We start from the raw sequence: 16,898 nt of genomic DNA on the forward strand, positions 1-16,898 counted from the left end.
GGCTGTCCTAGAACGGGCTGACGACCTGGAAGAAGCGGCTGAGCCACCCCTGCCGGCTGGCACGGGCGACATCGCCCTTGCCGGTGTAGGAAATGCGGGCATCGGCGACGCGGGTCGATGGCACGCGGTTGTTGGCATCGACATCGGCGACGCGGACGATGCCCTTGATCGCGACGAATTCGTCGCCACGATTGAGCGTCACCTGCTTGCGCCCCTGCACCAGCATCGTACCGTTGGGATAGACTTCGGCGACGGTCACCGACAGTTCGCCCGACAGCGCGTTGGTCTGGTCCGCCGTGCCCGTACCGCCGAAATTGCGCTTGCCCGATGCCGATGCGATGTTCGGATCGAACGACAGCGGCCCGGCCGAGGGCGGCGTGATCCCGAAGCCCCCGCCGCTGTCGAGCTTGGACCCGGCCGACTTCGACGCACTGGTGCGTTCGACCAGCACGATGGTCAGCGGGTCGCCGATCTTGCGTGCGCGCCAGCCTTCGTACAGCGCGGCATAGCCCTGATCGACCTGAAAGATCGCGCCGGTCGCGACGACCGGGGCCATCGGCGGGGCGGCACGCGATGCCGAATAATCCTCCGGCGGCAATTTCCTGCCGAACAGGGGGCGGGCGGTTGCCGGCATTGCCGCCAGCACGACCGCGGCGAGCGCGAGGGCGCGCGCGGCGTCAGATGTTCTGGTTGACATATTTCAGCATTTCATCGGTGGCCGAGATCATCTTGGAATTGACCTCATAGGCGCGTTGCGTCTCGATCATGTCGACGAGTTCCTCGACGACGTTGACGTTCGATCCCTCCAGCATCCCCTGCCGGATGCGGGCGCGGCCATCGAGGCCGGCGACACCGGTCTGCGCGGCACCCGATGCGCCGGTTTCGATCAGGAAATTGTCGCCGACCGGCTGCAACCCCGCCGAATTGGCAAAGGTCGTCACCTGGATCTGGCCGATCGGAGTCGCTTCGGTCTGGTTCGGGATGGTCGCGCTGACCGTGCCGTCGCCGCCGATGGTGATCGACGTCGCCCCTTCGGGCAGGGTGATGCCGGGCATCACCTGATAGCCTTCGGTGGTGACCAGCATCCCCTGTGGCGACCGGCTGAAATTGCCGGCGCGGGTGTAGCCCAGCTGCCCGCCGGGCAGCTGCACCTGGAAATAGCCGTCGCCTTCGAGCGCCACGTCGAGCGTGTTGCCGGTCGACGACAACGACCCCTGCGTCTGGATGCTGGCGGTGCCCTGTACCTTCACACCGGTGCCGAGGTTCAGCCCGGTCGCATAGCGCGATTCGGCGGTCGAGGCGGCGCCCTGTGCGGTGACGATCTGGTAGCTCAGCGCCTCGAACGACGCGCGGTCGCGCTTGAACCCGGTGGTGTTGACGTTCGCCAGGTTGTTCGAGATGACACGCATCCGCGTGTCCTGCGCGTCCAGCCCGGTGCGGGCGATATGGAGTGCGGCATTGGCCATGGTGTCTTCCCCTTAACTCTGGACGCGCATCAGGTTGGCGGAGGATTCATCCATCTCCTTCGCCTGCTTCAACATGCCCGCCTGCACTTCGTACGACCGCTGGTTCTCGATCATGTCGACCAGCGCCTGGGTCATGTTGACGTTCGACTGTTCGAGCGACCCCGAACGCACCTTGGCGGTCATGTCGCCGGGCAGGACGCCGCCGCCGCGCACGTGCAGCAGGTTGTCGATGCCCTTGACCGTCTGGCTGCCGGCGGTGCTCGCCAGCTTGATCTGACCGATTTCCTGGTCCGGCGTGCCGGGCGCCGCGCCCTGCGGCACGATCATCACCCGGCCGTCGGCGGTGACGGAGATCGACTGGTAGGGCGGCACGGTGATCGGCCCGGCCGCACCCATGACCGGCAAGCGATCGCCGGTTTCCAGCGTGCCGGCGGCAGAAACCTGCAGGTCGCCGCGCCGGGTATAGGCTTCGGTGCCGTCGAGGCCCTGTACCGCCATCCAGCTGTCGCCCTCCATCGCGATGTCGAGCGGGCGGCCGGTGGCGAGGATCGCGCCGGCCCGGCGGTCCATGTCGCGCACTTCCTCCGAAGAGGGCGAGCGGGTTTCGAGTTCGCCGTTCTTGCCCTTCAGCAACAACTGCTCGAAATCCACCTTGTCCGCGCGATACCCGATCGTCGAGGCGTTCGCGATGTTGTTCGCGATCGTCGCCTGCGACGCCATGTGGCCGCGCATCCCCGACATTGCGGTATAGACCAGCCGGTCCATCGAAACCTCCCAAGAATGACCCTCGCTACACAGCAAGGGTCATGCCAGTTTCAGTGATTGGTCTGTTCAAAAATGCGTCGAGACGCATTTTGCGGTACCGGCCCGCTCCCCCACCCGGCCACCCATCGAGGATACCATGTGGGTGGCCGGGTGGGGGAGCGGGCCGGTACCGCCTCAAAACGCGCGCTTTCGCGCGTTTTTAGAAAGGCTTATTACGCCCGCAGGTCGAGGATCGACCGCGTGATCTGGTTCGAGGTGTCGAGCGCCTTCGAGTTCGCCTGGAAGTTGCGCTGCGCGGCGATCAGGCTGACCAGTTCCTCGGTGATGTCGACGTTCGATCCTTCGATCATGCCCGACATCAGCGAGCCGGCGCCGTTTTCACCCGAGCTGGCGAAGCTGGGGTCGCCCGACAGGCCGGTCGCCTGCCAGTTGCTGTTGCCCATCTGGCGGAGACCCGCCGAATTGGAGAAGTTGACGATCGCGACCTGGCCCAGCGCCTTGGTATCGCCGTTCGAATAGCTGGCGGTGACAATGCCCTTTTCGTTGATCGTCACGCCCTGCAGCCGGCCGACGGCGATGCCGTCCTGCGCCTGCGTTGCAACCTTGAACGGCTTGGTGGTCGATTCAGTGCTGGTCGGGATCGTCAACTTGATCTGTTGCTGGGCGACGCCGCTGGCGGGCATGAACGAATCGAACGCGGTCTCGACCGCAGCGGCCAGCTTGCCCTGCTGGTCGAACTGGAACGTGACCGCCTGCGTCGAAGGGGTCCCGGAAACCATCGGCTGATCGCCGACGAAGCTGTACGCCTGCCACGCGCTCGACAGGTCCTCGGCGGCCGGCGGGGTCGTGACGACCGGAGCCGTGGTGCGCTTCAGATAGGTCGTCATCGTCATCGGATTGCCCGCGCCATCATAGACGGTGGTCGCGATCGATTCATTGTAGCTGGTCGCGTCGAAACGGTTGAAGGCCGTGGTGCTTGGAACGACCGAGCGGGCGTTCATGTTCAAGCCGAGGGTGACGTTGTTGGTGCCGGCCGGCTTGCCCGAGGTGCCGTTCAGCACGAGGTCGGTCAGCGACGCGCGGGTCGTGGCGACGACGTTGCCCGATCCGTCGACCGGATAGACCTGCAGCCGCGCACCCTGCGCATCGGTGACGAACTGGTTCGAATCCACGCGCAGCGACCCGTTGCGGGTGAAGGTCAGGCCGTCCTTGGTCGGATCGGGCTTCAGCGCGAGGAAGCCGTCGCCGGCGATCGCGATGTCGAGCGAGGAGGACGACTGGACGAGATTGCCTTCGCCGAACTGCTGGCGATTGCCCTTCACCACGGTACCCGACCCGACCATCTGCGTCGGCGCCACGGCCAGGTTCGACGCGATGACGTCGGCGAATTCGGCGCGGCTCTTCTTGAAACCGGTGGTGCCGACGTTGGCGAGGTTGTGCGAGATCGACGCCATGTCGACCTGCGAGGCCTTCAAACCGGACAGCGAAGTGTAAAAGGACATGGTTGGCTCCTGCGAAAATGCGAAAAAATCGGAATGGACGGAAGGAAGTTCAGGCGATCTTGCGGACGGTATCGGCCAGCACCTGCTGCCCGTCGGACAGGGTCAGCATCGGTTTCCCGCCATTGGGCATGACGGAGGAAACCCCGGCCCAGGCGAGGTTGCGGGCCTTCACCATCTGTCCGCTGGCATCGCTGGCCGCGACGCTGATTGTGTAGGGGCCGGCGCCGGCGGCGGTGCCCGCATCGGTCTTTCCGTCCCACTGGTAATCGACCATGCCGGCAGGCTGGCTGCCCAGCGATACGGCGCGGGCAAGGTTGCCGTCGGCGTCGCGAATCTCGACCTTTACCTGTGCGGCATCCTTGTCGAGTTCGACCGCGCCGGTGACATTGCCCTTGCTGTCGGCGGTCGCGGTCGCGCTGTCGGTCAGCACCGCCTTGCCTATCCACGACACCGCGTCGCTCGTCCCGCTGCCGGCCAGGCGGCTCGCCAGCGTCTTGAGCGTCGAACTCATTTCGGTGATGCCCGACAGCGACGACATCTGCGCCATCTGCGCGACCATCTGCCCATTGTCGGTCGGGTTGAACGGGTCCTGATATTGCAGCTGCGCGGTCATCAGGCGCAGGAAATCGTCCTGTCCCAGCGAGCGCTGGCCGAGCTTCGCCTTGGCGGCGGCGTCGTTGGCGCCCTTTACCGTCGGGATATTCTGTATTGCGGTGGTGGCCATAATCAGCGTCCCAGACGGAGGGTTTCGGTGATGAGCGACTTGGCGGTCGACATCACCTCGACATTGTTCTGATAGGTGCGCGCGGCATCGAGCATGTCGACCAGCTCGCGCGGTTCGTCGACGGCCGCTTCCCACACATTGCCCTCGGCATCGGCCAGCGGGTTGCCGGGATCGTGGCGCTTGGACGGGGCCTCGCCCGCTGTCACTACCTGTGCCGCATCGACGGTCGCAAGGCCGCTCGCCGCATCGAAGCTGGTGCGGAACACCGGCTTCATCGTGCGATAGGCGCCCGCCTCGGTCGTCGATACCGCGCCGGCATTGGCCAGGTTCGATGCGGTGGTGTTCATCCGGATCAGCTGCGCCGACATCGCGCGGCCCGATACTTCGAAGATGCTCATGGGTGCGGGCATGGGCTTATTCCCCCTTCAGCGCGCGGGTGATGGTGGAGATGCGACCGTTCAGGAACGCCAGCGTCGTCTGATACGCGACGGCGTTCTCGGCAAAGGCGGTCTGTTCGGTGACCAGTTCGACGGTATTGCCGTCGAGCGAGGGTTGCAGCGGGCGGCGATAGAGCGTGTTGCCGTCGATCGCGCGATCGACGTTGCCGCCCTGCTCCGCACCCGCGAGCGCCGCGCGGAAATCGACATCCTTCGCCTTGAAGCCGGGCGTAGAGGCATTGGCGATGTTCGATGCGAGCATCCCCATGCGCTGCGCCCGCACCTGCAGCGCGGTGCCGTGTATCCCGAACAGAGCATTGTCGGCCATCGGACGGTTCCCAAGTCGGCGCGCCGGATGCGCGTCACACGGGATCACAGCAAAGGGCGTGCCAGTTTCGCCAAAACCCGTTGCCGAACCGCAAATCCCATGCTTTGCCGCCTGCGACCGGCAAGCGGCAACCGCACCCGGCAAACGGTTGCCGCCATGAAACTGGCACCGTGTTTGCAGGGAAGCGGACATGGACGCATCCATGCTCGCCCCCTATGCCGATCCGGTCGCCGCCGCCTTCGTGGTCGGTGGTACGATCCTCGCGCTGCTGATCCGCACGCCGCCCGCCGATCTGGGCCGGGCGGTCCGCGCGCTCGGTACGCTCGGCCGTAGCCCGTTCTCTGCGGAGGAAGGGCTGGGCCAGATCGCCGCGCTCGGCCGCATCGCCAAGCGGCACGGCGTGATGACGCTCGACCGGTCGCGGATCACCGATCCCGACATCGCCGACGCGATCGCCGCGATCGTCGACGGCATCGGCCCCGACGGCGTGGCCCTGACGCTGCGCCATCGCAACGAGGCCCGCGCCGAACGCCATCTGGCCGCCGCCGACCTGTGGAACGCGGTCGCCGAACTGGCGCCGGCGCTGGGGATGATCGGCACGCTGGTCGGGCTGGTCCGGATGTTCATGGCGATGACCGATCCAACCGCGATCGGACAGGCGATGGCGATCGCGCTGCTGTCCACGCTGTACGGTGCCATCCTCGCCGCGCTGGTGGGTATGCCGATCGCCGGGCGGCTGCGTCGCCTGGCCCGTGCCGAAGCATTCGAACGTGCCCGGTTCGAGGCACCGCTGATCGCGCTCGCCCGGCGCGAACGCCCACAATTCCGGGAGGCCGCAGAATGAGAACGAACCGCTTCGATCCCGCCCCCGGTCGCCCGCTATGGCTGACCACCCTTGCCGACCTGTCGCTGCTGCTGGTCGGGTTCTTCGTGTTCCTCCAAGCGGCGCAGGCCGTCGACAAGCGCGCGCTGACCGCCGGCATCCGCGCCGGGTTCGATGCCCAGCCGATCCCGATGACGGTCGACCGCGCGGTGATCGACGGCTTTGCCCCCGGCTCCGCCGCCCTGCCCGCCGGAACGGCGAGCAGCGTCGACTTCGTGCGCGGGGCGGCCGTCGACCGGCGCATCGCGGTCACGCTGACCGGCGGTACCGCCGGTGACGTCGATCCGACGACCGGCAGCGCCGCGATCTTGGCGACCGACCGCGCGCGTGCCGTCGCCGCGCTGCTGGTCCGCGAAGGCGCCGCGACGCCCGCACAGATCGCCTTCGCACCGCCGGGCACCGGTGGACGCGGCGTGTTTATCGACCTGGGCTTTGCCGGTGAGCGGCAAGCCGTTGCCGACCGGCAAGCCCCGCTTGCCGCCCCTGCCGATGGAGCAGTGCAATGATCCGTACCATCCTGTTCGCCGCGATCCTGGTCGCGGCCCCCGCCGCCGCCCAGAATTTCCAGTCGACCGCCCAGCTCGACGAAGCCGTGGTCCAATTTACCGGCGCCAGCATCGGCATGGACGGCGGCGCGCAGATGCCGGTCGATCCCCGGCTGAAGCTGGCGCGGTGTCCGATGCCGCAATTCGGGTGGCTGTCGGACCGGCAGGATGCCGTGGTCATCAGCTGCATGGCGCCGACCTGGAAAGTCTATGTCCCGGTCCGCCGCCTGACCCGCGCGCAGCCCGAACGCCCCGCCCCGACGCCGATGGCGACGGTGGCGCAGGCCAAGCCCGAACCGGTCATCCGCCGCGGCGATCCGATCATGGTGGAGGCCGGCGCACCCGGCTTCTCGATCACCCGCGACGGCGTGGCGATGGGCGACGCCCCGGTCGGCGGGCGGCTGATGGTGAAGATCGACCCGGCCAAGCCGCCGATCCAGGCGATCGCGCTGGAATCGGGCCGCGCCGCCCTGCCCGGCTTCACCGGCTGAATCAAAAAAATAACCCCTCAGTAATTTTTGCTAAAGAAGTCGCCCATGCCGCCGTTTCTCCACTTGTCAGCAGTTCGCAAAGGACGGGGACATGGTGGAATCTGTCGGATCAAGGCTGGTTACGTCGATCGGTAGGCGCGGTGTCGCGCGGACCGAGGGGCAACCACGCGCCGAAACGGCACAGGCTCCGCAGGACGCGGGCGCACCCAAAAGCGGGGTGGCCCTGTTGTCGGGCGGTACCACCGCACAGGCGATGGCGTCGTCGCCGCCGGTCGATACCGACCGCGTCGCGACGATCCGCAAGGCGATTTCCGAAGGACGCTTCCCCCTGTCCCCCGCCACCATCGCCGACCGGCTCATCGCCCTGAAACTCGATTGGAACAGCAATGAACCGGCGTGATGCGCTGATCCAGATCATCGACAGCCTGCACGCCGAGATCGCGGCGTTGCAGACCAACGACGTGACCGCGCTGGAAACCGCGACGGCGATGAAGCTCAAGGGGATCGAGGCGGTCGCCGCCAATGACGACCTGCCGCTCGACGCCGAACTGGAAACGCTGGCGCGCGAGGCACAGCGGCTGAACGAAACCGCGCGCATCTACGTCAACCTGATGGCGGCCAATGTCCGCCGGCGGATCGACCAGCTGGCCGGCGGCGGATTGCCGGCATACCGGCCAGGCATTGCCGCCTCCCCGCAGCGCATGGCGGCTGCGGCATATCGCTAACGCGCGACCGCGACCGATCCCGAACTGGCACGCCGCTTGCTGTACTCCCTCCTGAACAGGGGAAGCAGAGCAAAGCCCGATGAGTGTCGTTCCGGTAGAATCCCGATCCTATGTCCACAGCGCGATCGCGAAGGCGAGCGCCAGGACCGGTGTCGATTTCAATTACCTGCTGGGCCAGGCACAGGTCGAAAGCGGCCTGCAGACCAACGCGCGCGCCGGTACGTCCTCTGCGACCGGCCTCTACCAGTTCGTCGAGCAGAGCTGGCTGGGCGTGGTGAAGGCGCATGGTGCCGAACACGGCATGGGCTGGGCCGCCGACAGCATCCGCCAGGGGAGCAACGGCCGCTATTATGTCGCCGATCCGGCCACCCGACGGGCGATCCTGCAGCTGCGCAACGACCCGCAGGCATCGTCGCTGATGGCCGCTGAACATGCCGCCGACAACAAGTCAGCGCTGGAAAACGCGCTCGGCCGCTCCGCCACCGGTACCGACCTGTATATGGCGCATTTTCTGGGGCTGGGCGGTGCGCGGCATTTCCTGACCACGATGCAGAGCAACCCGGACCGGTCGGCGGCAGGCATGTTCCCCGCCGCCGCCCGCGCGAACCGATCGATCTTTTACGGCGCCGGCGGCCAGCCGCGCTCGCTCGCCGAAATCTACGACAAGATGGCGACCAAGCTGGACCGCGGTGCCAAGGCCGGCGGCGGCGACGGGATCGACATGGCCGGTGCGCTGGACGGCGGCTTCCCGGTCAACCGGATGCAGCCGGCGGTGATGATGAACGGCTTCGACGGCGACGTCATCATGGGCAACGAGGCGCAGGGCGGCGACGCGGCTTGGCTGACCACCACCCTCGCCAATCTGAACGTCGTGCGCAGCCGCGGCGGCGACACGGCGGCGAACCCGGCACAGATGGCCTCGCTCTATCGCCCGACCCCTGAATCGGCGCGGCTCGCCTATTCGATCCTCGCCAATCTGGGGAACGCATGATGCAGGCGATCCTGAGCAATCCCAAGAGCCTGCTGCCCGCGATGCGCGGGTCGGCGTTGCCCGCCGCGATCCTGCTGCTCGTGCTGCTGATGGTCGTGCCGATCCCGGCGTTCATGCTCGACATCTTCTTCGTCATGAACATCATGATCTCGATCGCGGTGTTGATGGTCGCATTGAATGCGCAGAAGCCGCTCGACTTCTCCGCCTTTCCGACCGTGCTGCTGTTCGCGACGCTGTTCCGCCTCGGCCTGAACGTCGCCTCGACCCGCGTCGTGCTGGTCCACGGCCATGAAGGCGAAGCGGCGGCGGGCCATGTCATCGAGGCGTTCGGCACCTTCCTGATCGGCGGCGACTATGTCGTCGGTCTCTTCGTCTTCTCGATCCTCATCATCATCAACATGATCGTGGTGACCAAGGGCGCCGGCCGCGTGTCCGAAGTATCGGCGCGCTTCACCCTCGACGCCCTGCCCGGCAAGCAGATGGCGATCGACGCCGACCTGAACGCCGGCCTCATCACCCCCGACGAAGCCCGCACCAAGCGGATCGAGACCGGCGCCGAAGCCGATTTCTACGGCGCGATGGACGGTTCGTCGAAGTTCGTGAAGGGCGATGCGGTCGCCGGCCTGCTGATCCTGGCGATCAATATCGTCGGCGGCCTGATCCTGGGCGTCGTCAGCCACCAGATGGCGGTGGGGCAAGCCGCGCAGACCTATGTCCTGCTCGCCATCGGCGACGCACTGGTCGCGCAGGTGCCCTCGCTGCTGCTGTCAATCGCCGCCGCCGCCATCGTCACCCGCGTCACCTCGACCTCGCAACAGGACCTTGCCGGGCAGATCGGCACCCAGTTCGCGTCGCACCGCACCTGGGCGCCGGTTGCCGGTATCCTGGGGCTGCTGGCGATGCTGCCGGGAATGCCGTTCCTCGTGCTGGCGCCCGCCGCCGGCATCGCCGGCTTCGCATCGTGGAAGCTCGCCAGGCAGAAGAGCGCGCCTCCGCCCCCGCCGCCGGTCGAAGCGCTGCCCGAAGCGGCCGACCTGTCGAAGATCGGCTGGGAAGAAGTGGCCGACACCTGCCACATCATGCTCGACATCGGCTATGGCCTCGTGCCGCTGGTCGACGAGCGCAAGGGTGCGCCGCTGATGAGCCGGATCACCGGGGTCCGCCGCCAGCTGTCCAAGGAACTGGGCTTCGTCGTGCCGCAGGTGAAAGTGCGCGACGACATCAACCTCGCGCCCTATACCTATCGCATCTCGATCGGCGGCGTGGTCGTCGGCGAGGACATGGCGTCGGCGACCGAGATGCTGGCGCTTGACACCGGCCAGGCGGTCGGGATGCTGAACGGCAAGACCGCCAAGGACCCGACCTTCGGCCTCGACGCCGTATGGATCCAGCCAGGCGATTCTGATGCCGCGACGGGTGCGGGCTATCTGGTGGTCGATGCCGGGACCGTCATCGCCACCCACCTGAACCATGTGCTGACCGTCAATGCGACCGAACTGCTGGGTCCGGACGAGGTGCAGTCGCTGCTAGATGGCCTCAAGGACCGTGCCGCCAACTTGGTCGCGGCGCTGTGCCCCGCCCCGCTGTCGCTCACCACGCTGACGCAGGTGCTGCGCGCGCTGCTGGCCGAGAATATCACGCTCAAGGAGTTCCGCCGCATCGCCGCCGCGATCGTCGTGGTCGCGCAGCGGACGCAGGATGCCGACGAGATCGTCGAGCTGATCCGGCCGGAACTGGGCGCGCTCATCATCCAGAAGCTGTGCGGGGTGCGCGAGCCGCTGCGCGTGATGACCCTCGAAGGGCAGCTGGAGGCACTGCTGGGCCAGGCGATGCGCAACGATCCGTCGCGCCGCCATGCGATCGAGCCGGACCTCGGCCGACGCATCATCGACGCCCTGACCCATGCCGCGCAGCCGCTGATGGCCGAGGCCAAGCCGTTCGCGCTGGTCGTGCAGCCGTCGATCCGGGTCGCGATCCGCAAGCTCGTCAAAACCTGCCTGCCCGACACCCCGGTCATGAGCTTCTTCGAAGTTCCCGAGGACAAGGCAGTCGAAGTCGTCGCCGTCATCGGCGCCCCGGAGGCCATCGCAGCATGAACGCCCCCTTCTTCCCCCAGCCCGAGCTGAGCGTGCCGGTCTATACCCGGCACACCAAACCCAGCGACGGCGACGCGATCGTCCGCCGCCACCTGCCGCTGGTCCGCCGCATCGCGTGGCACGTCCATGGCCATATGAGTACGATGGTCGATGTCGAGGACCTGGTGCAGGTCGGCCTGGTCGCACTGGTCGAGGCGGTGCCGATGTTCGAGGACCGCGGCACGGTCACCTTCGAACAATATCTCAGCACGCGGCTGCGCGGGGCGATGATCGACGAACTCAGGCGACAGGCGACGATCAGCCGGGGGGCGATGAAGCGGCGGCGCGACTATGCAAAGGCGGTGTCGGCCCTGAGCGTCGAGCTGGGCCGCACGCCGGTGCCGGCCGAGATCGCCGACCGGCTGGGCGTGCCGCTGGGGCGGTTGCGCGTCGACTATGCCGATGTCCAGTCGGTCCAGTTCGATTCGATCGACGACGTATATACCGACGAGGCGCCGTGGTTCATGGACGACGGTCCCGATGCGTTCGAGGCGCTGGCCGAAGGCGAGTTGCGGACCACGCTGATCGCCGCGATCGCCGCGCTGCCCGAGCGCGAGGCGCAGGTGATCCAGCTTTATTATGTCGAGGAACTGAACCTCGAGGAAATCGGGCAGGTGCTGGGCGTCGGCGCGGCGCGCATCTGCCAGATCAAGAAGGCGGCGCATGAGAAGCTGAAAAAGGCGCTGGCGCGGGCGACCGGGTAGGTTTTTTCCTATTATCAAACGCTTGGGCGGGGTCGGACGGTTGGTCCGGCCCCGTTTTTGCGTCCAAAGTTCACAAAGTTCACACTCGTGCGCGGTTTGCGCAGACGGTGTGGCGGTGTGGCGGTGTGGCGGTGCGTCGGGCGGAGGGGTTCGGCGATGGGAAAGAGCGGGTTGCGGATCGTAGCGTGGGCGGGCGGTTGTAGGAAAGTTGCGGTCGCCCTACCCCACCCCGGCGTACCCCGGCGCAGGCCGGGGTCCAGTTGGGGGATGGCAGCGAAACCCTATCGACTGTTCCGTAGCTGGACCCCGGCCTTCGCCGGGGTACGGGACGGCGATAAGGCGGCGTGGCGTCTGCGGCAGCCCCCCCTCCACCATGCTGCGCATGGTCCCACTCCCCCCGCGCAGCGGGGAGGAGCGGGGGTGCGCCCTATATATAGAGTCTGTCCTGGAGGCTCGGAACGCCGAAACCCCCGGTGACCGCACAGGGTCGCCGGGGGTTGGTCCCGTTGCCGGGAGTTCCGCCGCCGCCGCCTTCTTCAAGGGGGAACGGCGGCGGCGGAGCCGGGATTAGCCGAGCAGCTTCAGCACGCCCTGCTGCGACTGGTTCGCCTGGGCGAGCATCGCGGTCGACGCCTGGCCGAGAATCTGCGCCTTGGCGAGCGCCGTCGATTCCGCCGAGAAGTCGGTGTCTTCGATGCGGCTGCGCGCTTCCTGCAGGTTCGACGAGGTGGTCGTCAGGTTGTTGACGGTAACCTGCAGGCGGTTCTGCACCGCACCGAGGTCGCCGCGGATCGACGACACCTTGTCGAGCGCCTTGTCGATGGCGTTCATCGCGACGGCGGCATTCGCCTGGGTCGAGACGTTCAGCGCGCCGCCGACCGTATCGGCCGAACCGCCCTGTGCCGAGATGCCGACCTTGGCGAGCGAGGCGGTCGCACCTTCGACACGGATTTCCGCACCGGTGTCCGACTTCAGCTCGACACGACCGCGCAGCGTCAGGCCGGTGGCGATCGCGCCGGTCGAGGCACCGCCGTCATCGCCCTTCATGCCGATGACCATGCCCGCCGAGGTACCGCCGGTGCCGTCCTTCAGCGTGATGTCGTTGCCGGTCGACGAGGTGAGGATCAGGTTGCCCTTGTCGTCGCTCGACGCGACCAGGCCGCTGATGCCCGCATCGTTGATGTTCTTCACCACGTCCGACATCGACATGCCGGTCGTGCCGTCGGCATCGCTGAGCGTCACGGTCGATCCGTTGATGACCAGCGTGTTGGCAGCGGCGATCTTCGACGAGTCGAGCGACACGGTCGCCTTCGTCGTGGCGGTCGCGGTGACACCCGACTTGTCGCTGACGGCGTTGATCGCGGCGGCCTTCGATGCGGCCGATGCGTCGTTCGAGGCACCGACGGCGACGCCGTTGATCTTCACGTCGTCGGTGACGGCGAGTGCGGTCGCACCGACGGCCGAACCCTTCACGCCTTCATTGGCGGTGGTTTCGTTCAGACCGAGCGCGGTCAGGGCAGCGGCGGAACCGCCGGCGGCGCGCTTGATGTCGATCGCTTCGCCGGTCGAGCTCTGCAGCGCGACGAAGCCGCCGTAATCGCCAGCGGTAAAGCCCGCCTTGCCCGATGCCGAACCACCGATGGTGATGGTCTTGCCGGTGTCGTTCGACAGGACGATCTTGCCTTCGCTGTCGAGCTGCGCGCTGATGCCGCCGACGTCGCGGTTGATCTTGTCGACCAGTTCCTGGCCATTGGCGCCGGTGATGTCGACGGCGGTGCCCGCACCGACCTTGATGGTCAGGCTGCCGGTGGCGGTGATGCCGCCGGCCGAGATCGGACCGCCCGACAGAGTGTTATATGCCTTGGCCGACACGCCGGTCTGACCGGTGTTGGCGTTGATCGCGGCGGCGGCTTCTTCCGCACCGGTGTTCGCGGCACCCGTCAGGGCGCTGCCCAGCGCGTTCTTGCCGTTGAACTGGATGTCGCCGACGGCAGCGGTCGCGGTGTTGATGCGGCCGGTGGTCGCCTGACCTTCGACGCGGTAGCCGTTCAGGCCCAGCGCGGTGGCCGAGGTGCTGGTGAGGCTGACCGACGTGGTCTGGCCGGCCTGCGAACCGGTCTGCAGCGTCACGGCCTTCACCGTGCCATCGAGCAGGTTGATGCCGTTGAAGTTGGTCTTGGTCGCGATGTCGTTGATCTGCGCGGTCAGCTGACCGACTTCCGACTGGAGCGCCTTGCGTTCCGACGAACCCAGCGTGCCGTTCGCGGCCTGGCCGGCGAGTTCCTTCATGCGCTGCAGCATGTTGGTGACTTCGCCCAGCGCGCCTTCGGCGGTCTGCGCCATCGAGATACCGTCATTGGCGTTGCGCGCGGCGACGGCCATCGTCTTGATCTGGCTGGTCATGCGGCTGGCGATGGCGAGGCCGGCGGCGTCGTCCTTGGCCGAGTTGATACGCTTGCCGGTCGACAGGCGCTCCATCGACGCCTTCAGCGCGTCGTTGGCGGCGGACGAGGCGTTGGCTGCGCGGAGCGATCCGATGTTGGATCCGATAACGGTCATTGGGTGTGTCCTCCAGTCTGACTTCCAGCGCCCCGCGTCCCCCCCTTGAAGCGATCGGGATCGAAGCTGCTGCCCGGAGAAACGGCACGCATCGGACCGAGTTAAGGAAAAAAGTTCGGGTTATCCGTGGCCCTCGCGCGCGCGTGAGAGCGTGCGCGGAATACAGAGCCGAATCGGGGGTCATTTTACCGGGCGTTAACCATTTGCCGGCAAAAGGGTGCCGTTCAGGGGGAATGTCCAAGACCATGCGCTCGATCTATCCATCCGCTGCCGTCCTCGCGTCGAAGTTCACGCTGGTGTCGTCGCTGCGCGCGCAGGGCTTTGCCCTCGCCAATGCGGGGCAGAAGCCGGGTGCCGGTGACGTGTTCCTGGTGATGGAAGGCGAAGTGCCGCCGATCGCCGCGCGCACGCTGGTGCTGGCCGACGGCCCGGCATCGGTGACGCCGTTCGAGGGTGGCCGCCCGGCCCGCCTGTCCTATTCCCATGCCGATACCGAACTGGCCCATGCCTTTGCCGCGGCGCTGCTGTGCGGCCGGCACGAGGCGGTTGCCGCCGACCCGGAAAGCCTGGCCTTGCAGGCGCTGGCCCGCCGCGTCGCCGCCGCCGACATCACCGTGCTGGTCAACGGCCCGACCGGCACCGGCAAGGAAGTGCTGGCCCGCACCATCCACGCCGAAAGCGCCCGCGCCGACGGCCCGTTCATCGCGATCAACTGCGCGGCACTCCCCGAAACCATGCTGGAAGCGATGCTGTTCGGCCATGTGAAGGGCGCGTTCACCGGCGCAGGCGCGGCGGGCGAAGGGTTCTTTCGCGCAGCGCATGGCGGCACGCTGCTGCTCGACGAAATCGCGGAGATGCCGCTGCCGCTGCAGGCGAAGCTGCTGCGTGTGCTGCAGGAACGCGAAGTCGTGCCGATCGGCGCGACCCAGGCCGAGGCGGTCGACGTCCGCGTCGTCGCCTGCGCCAATCGCGACCTGCAGGACGAAGTCGCCGCCGGCCGCTTCCGCGCCGACCTCTATTACCGGCTGAGCGTCTTTCCGCTCAGCACCCGCGCGCTGGCCGATCGGCCGGGCGATGTCGCCGCGCTTGCCGCCGCAATGGTCGTGCGCCATGCCGGGATGCGTGGGCAACTGCCGTGGATTTCGGACGAGGCGCTGGCGATGCTCAGCCGCCACGACTGGCCGGGCAATGCCCGCGAGCTGGAAAATGTGATCCAGCGCGCGCTGCTGCTGGGCATGGGCGACAGGATCGAGGCGCAGGACATCGTGTTCGACCGGGCGAGCGTTCCCGCCGCGACCGCGATCAGCGCACCGCGCGCGGTCGAGCCGGTGGCGGCGACGCTGACCAACATCGTCCAGATCCACGAATTCGCGGCGATCCGCCGCACGCTGGAGGAATGCGGCGGCAACCGGATCGAAACCGCCCGGCGGCTGGGCATTTCGGAGCGTACGCTGCGCTATCGCCTCGCCAAGGCGCGTGAGGCCGGCGAGCTGCTGGCGGCGCCTGCACCGCAGTCGATGGCGGCGTCGGCATGAGCGGCGTCGGTGGTGTCGGCGGCGCGATGGGCGTCGACCGGGTGATGCAGCTGCGTGCGCAGATCCTCGAACGCAACCAGGCGCTGTCCAAGGCGAATGCGCAGGTCGCGACCGCCCCGGTACAGGCCGAACCGGCCAAGCCGACCAGCTTCGCCGATGCGATGGGCGACGCGCTGAAGGGCGTGAACGCGCAGCAGAACAAGGCGAGCGAACTGTCGGCGATGTATGAACGCGGCGAAACCGTGGACATCGCCAAGGTGATGATGGCGCGCCAGCAGGCATCGGTCGGCTTCGAAGCCACGATGCAGGTCCGCAACAAACTCCTGTCCGCCTACAAGGACATCATGAGTATGCCGGTGTAATATGGAAAACGCACTCGCCACCACCGGCGGCGTTCCCGCCGCCCCCGCACCGGCCGCCTCCGGCTTCGCCAACCCGCTGACCCAGATCGGCGGGATCATGAAGAATCCCGCCGTCAAGCGCAGCCTGCCGATGATCCTCATCGTCGCCCTGGTCCTGTCGGCGGCGCTGGCGTGGATGGCGCTGGCCACCCCGCCGCAGCGCGTGTTGTTCCCGCAGCTGCCCGACAGCGACAAGCAGGCGGTCGTCGACGCGCTGGGCGCGGCCAAGATCACCAGCCATGTCGACGATTCGGGCGGGATCACCGTCGCCGAGGACGATTACCACCGTGCGCGCATCCTGCTGGCGGGCCAGGGCCTGCCCAAGGCGGCGCCGGGCGGGTACGCAATCCTCGACCAGCTGCCGATGGGCGTCAGCCGCGCCGTCGAGGGCGAGCGGCTGCGCCAGGCGCGCGAGACCGAACTGGCCAAGTCGATCGGCGAGATCGAGTCGGTCGCCGACGCGCGCGTCCACCTGGCGATGCCCGAAAGCTCGGTGTTTGTGCGCGACAATGCGCAGCCCTCCGCCTCGGTCATCGTCCGCCTCGAACCCGGTCGCAGCCTCACCCAGGCGCAGGTCCGTTCGATCGTCAACCTCGTCGCCTCCTCGGTGCCGGGGATGAAGGCCGATCAGGTGACGATCATCGACCAGATGGGCGCGCTGCTGAGCAAGCCGACCGACGGCAGCGAAGGCTCGACGCTCTCCGACG

The 16,898-nt window shown here is 67.3% G+C and carries 18 protein-coding genes and 2 pseudogenes; 11 read left to right on the forward strand and 9 right to left on the reverse strand.

The annotated features are described in order from the left end of the window. Positions 1 to 7: 7 nt before the first annotated feature. The 7 genes from QZ755_RS11225 to flgB form a co-directional block, all read right to left on the reverse strand. Complete coding sequence (locus QZ755_RS11225; RefSeq protein ID WP_294322828.1) at positions 8 to 697, reverse strand: flagellar basal body L-ring protein FlgH; 690 nt, start codon at positions 695 to 697, stop codon at positions 8 to 10. Then, positions 678 to 1,466 (reverse strand): flagellar basal-body rod protein FlgG, encoded by a 789-nt coding sequence (flgG, locus tag QZ755_RS11230; protein WP_294322830.1) that lies wholly within the window; start codon positions 1,464 to 1,466, stop codon positions 678 to 680. The genes QZ755_RS11225 and flgG overlap by 20 nt, the downstream gene beginning before the upstream one ends. Positions 1,467 to 1,478: 12 nt before the next feature. Further along, entirely contained in the window at positions 1,479 to 2,231 is a 753-nt protein-coding gene (gene flgF / locus QZ755_RS11235; RefSeq protein WP_294322832.1) for a flagellar basal body rod protein FlgF, read from the reverse strand. Between the two features lie 212 nt (positions 2,232 to 2,443). Further along, entirely contained in the window at positions 2,444 to 3,733 is a 1,290-nt protein-coding gene (locus QZ755_RS11240; protein WP_294322834.1) for a flagellar hook protein FlgE, read from the reverse strand. Positions 3,734 to 3,782: 49 nt separating this feature from the next. Further along, a complete protein-coding gene (locus QZ755_RS11245) occupies positions 3,783 to 4,457 on the reverse strand; it encodes a flagellar hook capping FlgD N-terminal domain-containing protein (protein WP_294322836.1) in 675 nt (224 codons plus the stop codon). Between the two features lie 2 nt (positions 4,458 to 4,459). Next, positions 4,460 to 4,867 carry a flagellar basal body rod protein FlgC gene (gene flgC, locus QZ755_RS11250; protein WP_242199710.1) on the reverse strand — a complete coding sequence of 136 codons (408 nt, stop codon included), beginning with the start codon at positions 4,865 to 4,867 and terminating at the stop codon, positions 4,460 to 4,462. A gap of 4 nt (positions 4,868 to 4,871) precedes the next feature. After that, entirely contained in the window at positions 4,872 to 5,222 is a 351-nt protein-coding gene (flgB, locus tag QZ755_RS11255; protein WP_294322842.1) for a flagellar basal body rod protein FlgB, read from the reverse strand. A gap of 190 nt (positions 5,223 to 5,412) precedes the next feature. On the opposite strand from flgB, the gene QZ755_RS11260 reads away from it, so the two are divergent. From QZ755_RS11260 to fliA, 8 genes are all read left to right on the forward strand, one after another. Further along, positions 5,413 to 6,066: a MotA/TolQ/ExbB proton channel family protein gene (locus QZ755_RS11260; protein WP_294322844.1), complete on the forward strand. Its 654-nt coding sequence runs from the start codon at positions 5,413 to 5,415 to the stop codon at positions 6,064 to 6,066. Continuing rightward, a complete protein-coding gene (locus QZ755_RS11265; protein ID WP_294322846.1) occupies positions 6,063 to 6,611 on the forward strand; it encodes a flagellar motor protein MotB in 549 nt (182 codons plus the stop codon). Before QZ755_RS11260 ends, QZ755_RS11265 begins: the two co-directional genes overlap by 4 nt. Further along, the gene (locus QZ755_RS11270) at positions 6,608 to 7,141 is read left to right on the forward strand and encodes a hypothetical protein (protein ID WP_294322848.1); all 534 of its coding nucleotides are present in this window, start codon (positions 6,608 to 6,610) and stop codon (positions 7,139 to 7,141) included. The genes QZ755_RS11265 and QZ755_RS11270 overlap by 4 nt, the downstream gene beginning before the upstream one ends. Positions 7,142 to 7,232: 91 nt before the next feature. Next, complete coding sequence (flgM, locus tag QZ755_RS11275) at positions 7,233 to 7,541, forward strand: flagellar biosynthesis anti-sigma factor FlgM (RefSeq protein ID WP_294322849.1); 309 nt, start codon at positions 7,233 to 7,235, stop codon at positions 7,539 to 7,541. After that, on the forward strand, positions 7,528 to 7,866 hold the full coding sequence (locus QZ755_RS11280) for a hypothetical protein (RefSeq protein ID WP_055758441.1): 339 nt from the start codon (positions 7,528 to 7,530) through the stop codon (positions 7,864 to 7,866). Before flgM ends, QZ755_RS11280 begins: the two co-directional genes overlap by 14 nt. A 79-nt stretch (positions 7,867 to 7,945) precedes the next feature. Next, on the forward strand, positions 7,946 to 8,857 hold the full coding sequence (locus tag QZ755_RS11285) for a lytic transglycosylase domain-containing protein (RefSeq protein WP_294322853.1): 912 nt from the start codon (positions 7,946 to 7,948) through the stop codon (positions 8,855 to 8,857). Then, on the forward strand, positions 8,857 to 10,953 hold the full coding sequence (gene flhA / locus QZ755_RS11290) for a flagellar biosynthesis protein FlhA (protein WP_294322863.1): 2,097 nt from the start codon (positions 8,857 to 8,859) through the stop codon (positions 10,951 to 10,953). The genes QZ755_RS11285 and flhA overlap by 1 nt, the downstream gene beginning before the upstream one ends. Then, positions 10,950 to 11,696: an RNA polymerase sigma factor FliA gene (fliA, locus tag QZ755_RS11295; RefSeq protein WP_294322855.1), complete on the forward strand. Its 747-nt coding sequence runs from the start codon at positions 10,950 to 10,952 to the stop codon at positions 11,694 to 11,696. The genes flhA and fliA overlap by 4 nt, the downstream gene beginning before the upstream one ends. Before the next feature lie 567 nt (positions 11,697 to 12,263). On the opposite strand, the pseudogene QZ755_RS11300 reads toward fliA, so the two are convergent. Continuing rightward, positions 12,264 to 12,557: pseudogene (locus QZ755_RS11300) on the reverse strand (flagellin); the annotation flags it as partial. A gap of 999 nt (positions 12,558 to 13,556) precedes the next feature. Further along, positions 13,557 to 14,255, reverse strand: a pseudogene (locus tag QZ755_RS11305) (flagellin hook IN motif-containing protein); the annotation flags it as partial. Positions 14,256 to 14,500: 245 nt separating this feature from the next. On the opposite strand from QZ755_RS11305, the gene QZ755_RS11310 reads away from it, so the two are divergent. The 3 genes from QZ755_RS11310 to fliF all read left to right on the forward strand — a co-directional run. After that, positions 14,501 to 15,790 carry a sigma 54-interacting transcriptional regulator gene (locus QZ755_RS11310; protein WP_294322865.1) on the forward strand — a complete coding sequence of 430 codons (1,290 nt, stop codon included), beginning with the start codon at positions 14,501 to 14,503 and terminating at the stop codon, positions 15,788 to 15,790. Further along, complete coding sequence (fliE, locus tag QZ755_RS11315) at positions 15,787 to 16,152, forward strand: flagellar hook-basal body complex protein FliE (protein ID WP_294322857.1); 366 nt, start codon at positions 15,787 to 15,789, stop codon at positions 16,150 to 16,152. Before QZ755_RS11310 ends, fliE begins: the two co-directional genes overlap by 4 nt. A 1-nt stretch (position 16,153) precedes the next feature. Continuing rightward, positions 16,154 to 16,898: flagellar basal-body MS-ring/collar protein FliF (fliF, locus tag QZ755_RS11320; protein ID WP_294322859.1), on the forward strand; the 745-nt coding region annotated here is incomplete at its 3' end.

The organism is uncultured Sphingomonas sp. (assembly GCF_913776855.1).
Lineage (GTDB): Bacteria > Pseudomonadota > Alphaproteobacteria > Sphingomonadales > Sphingomonadaceae > Sphingomonas.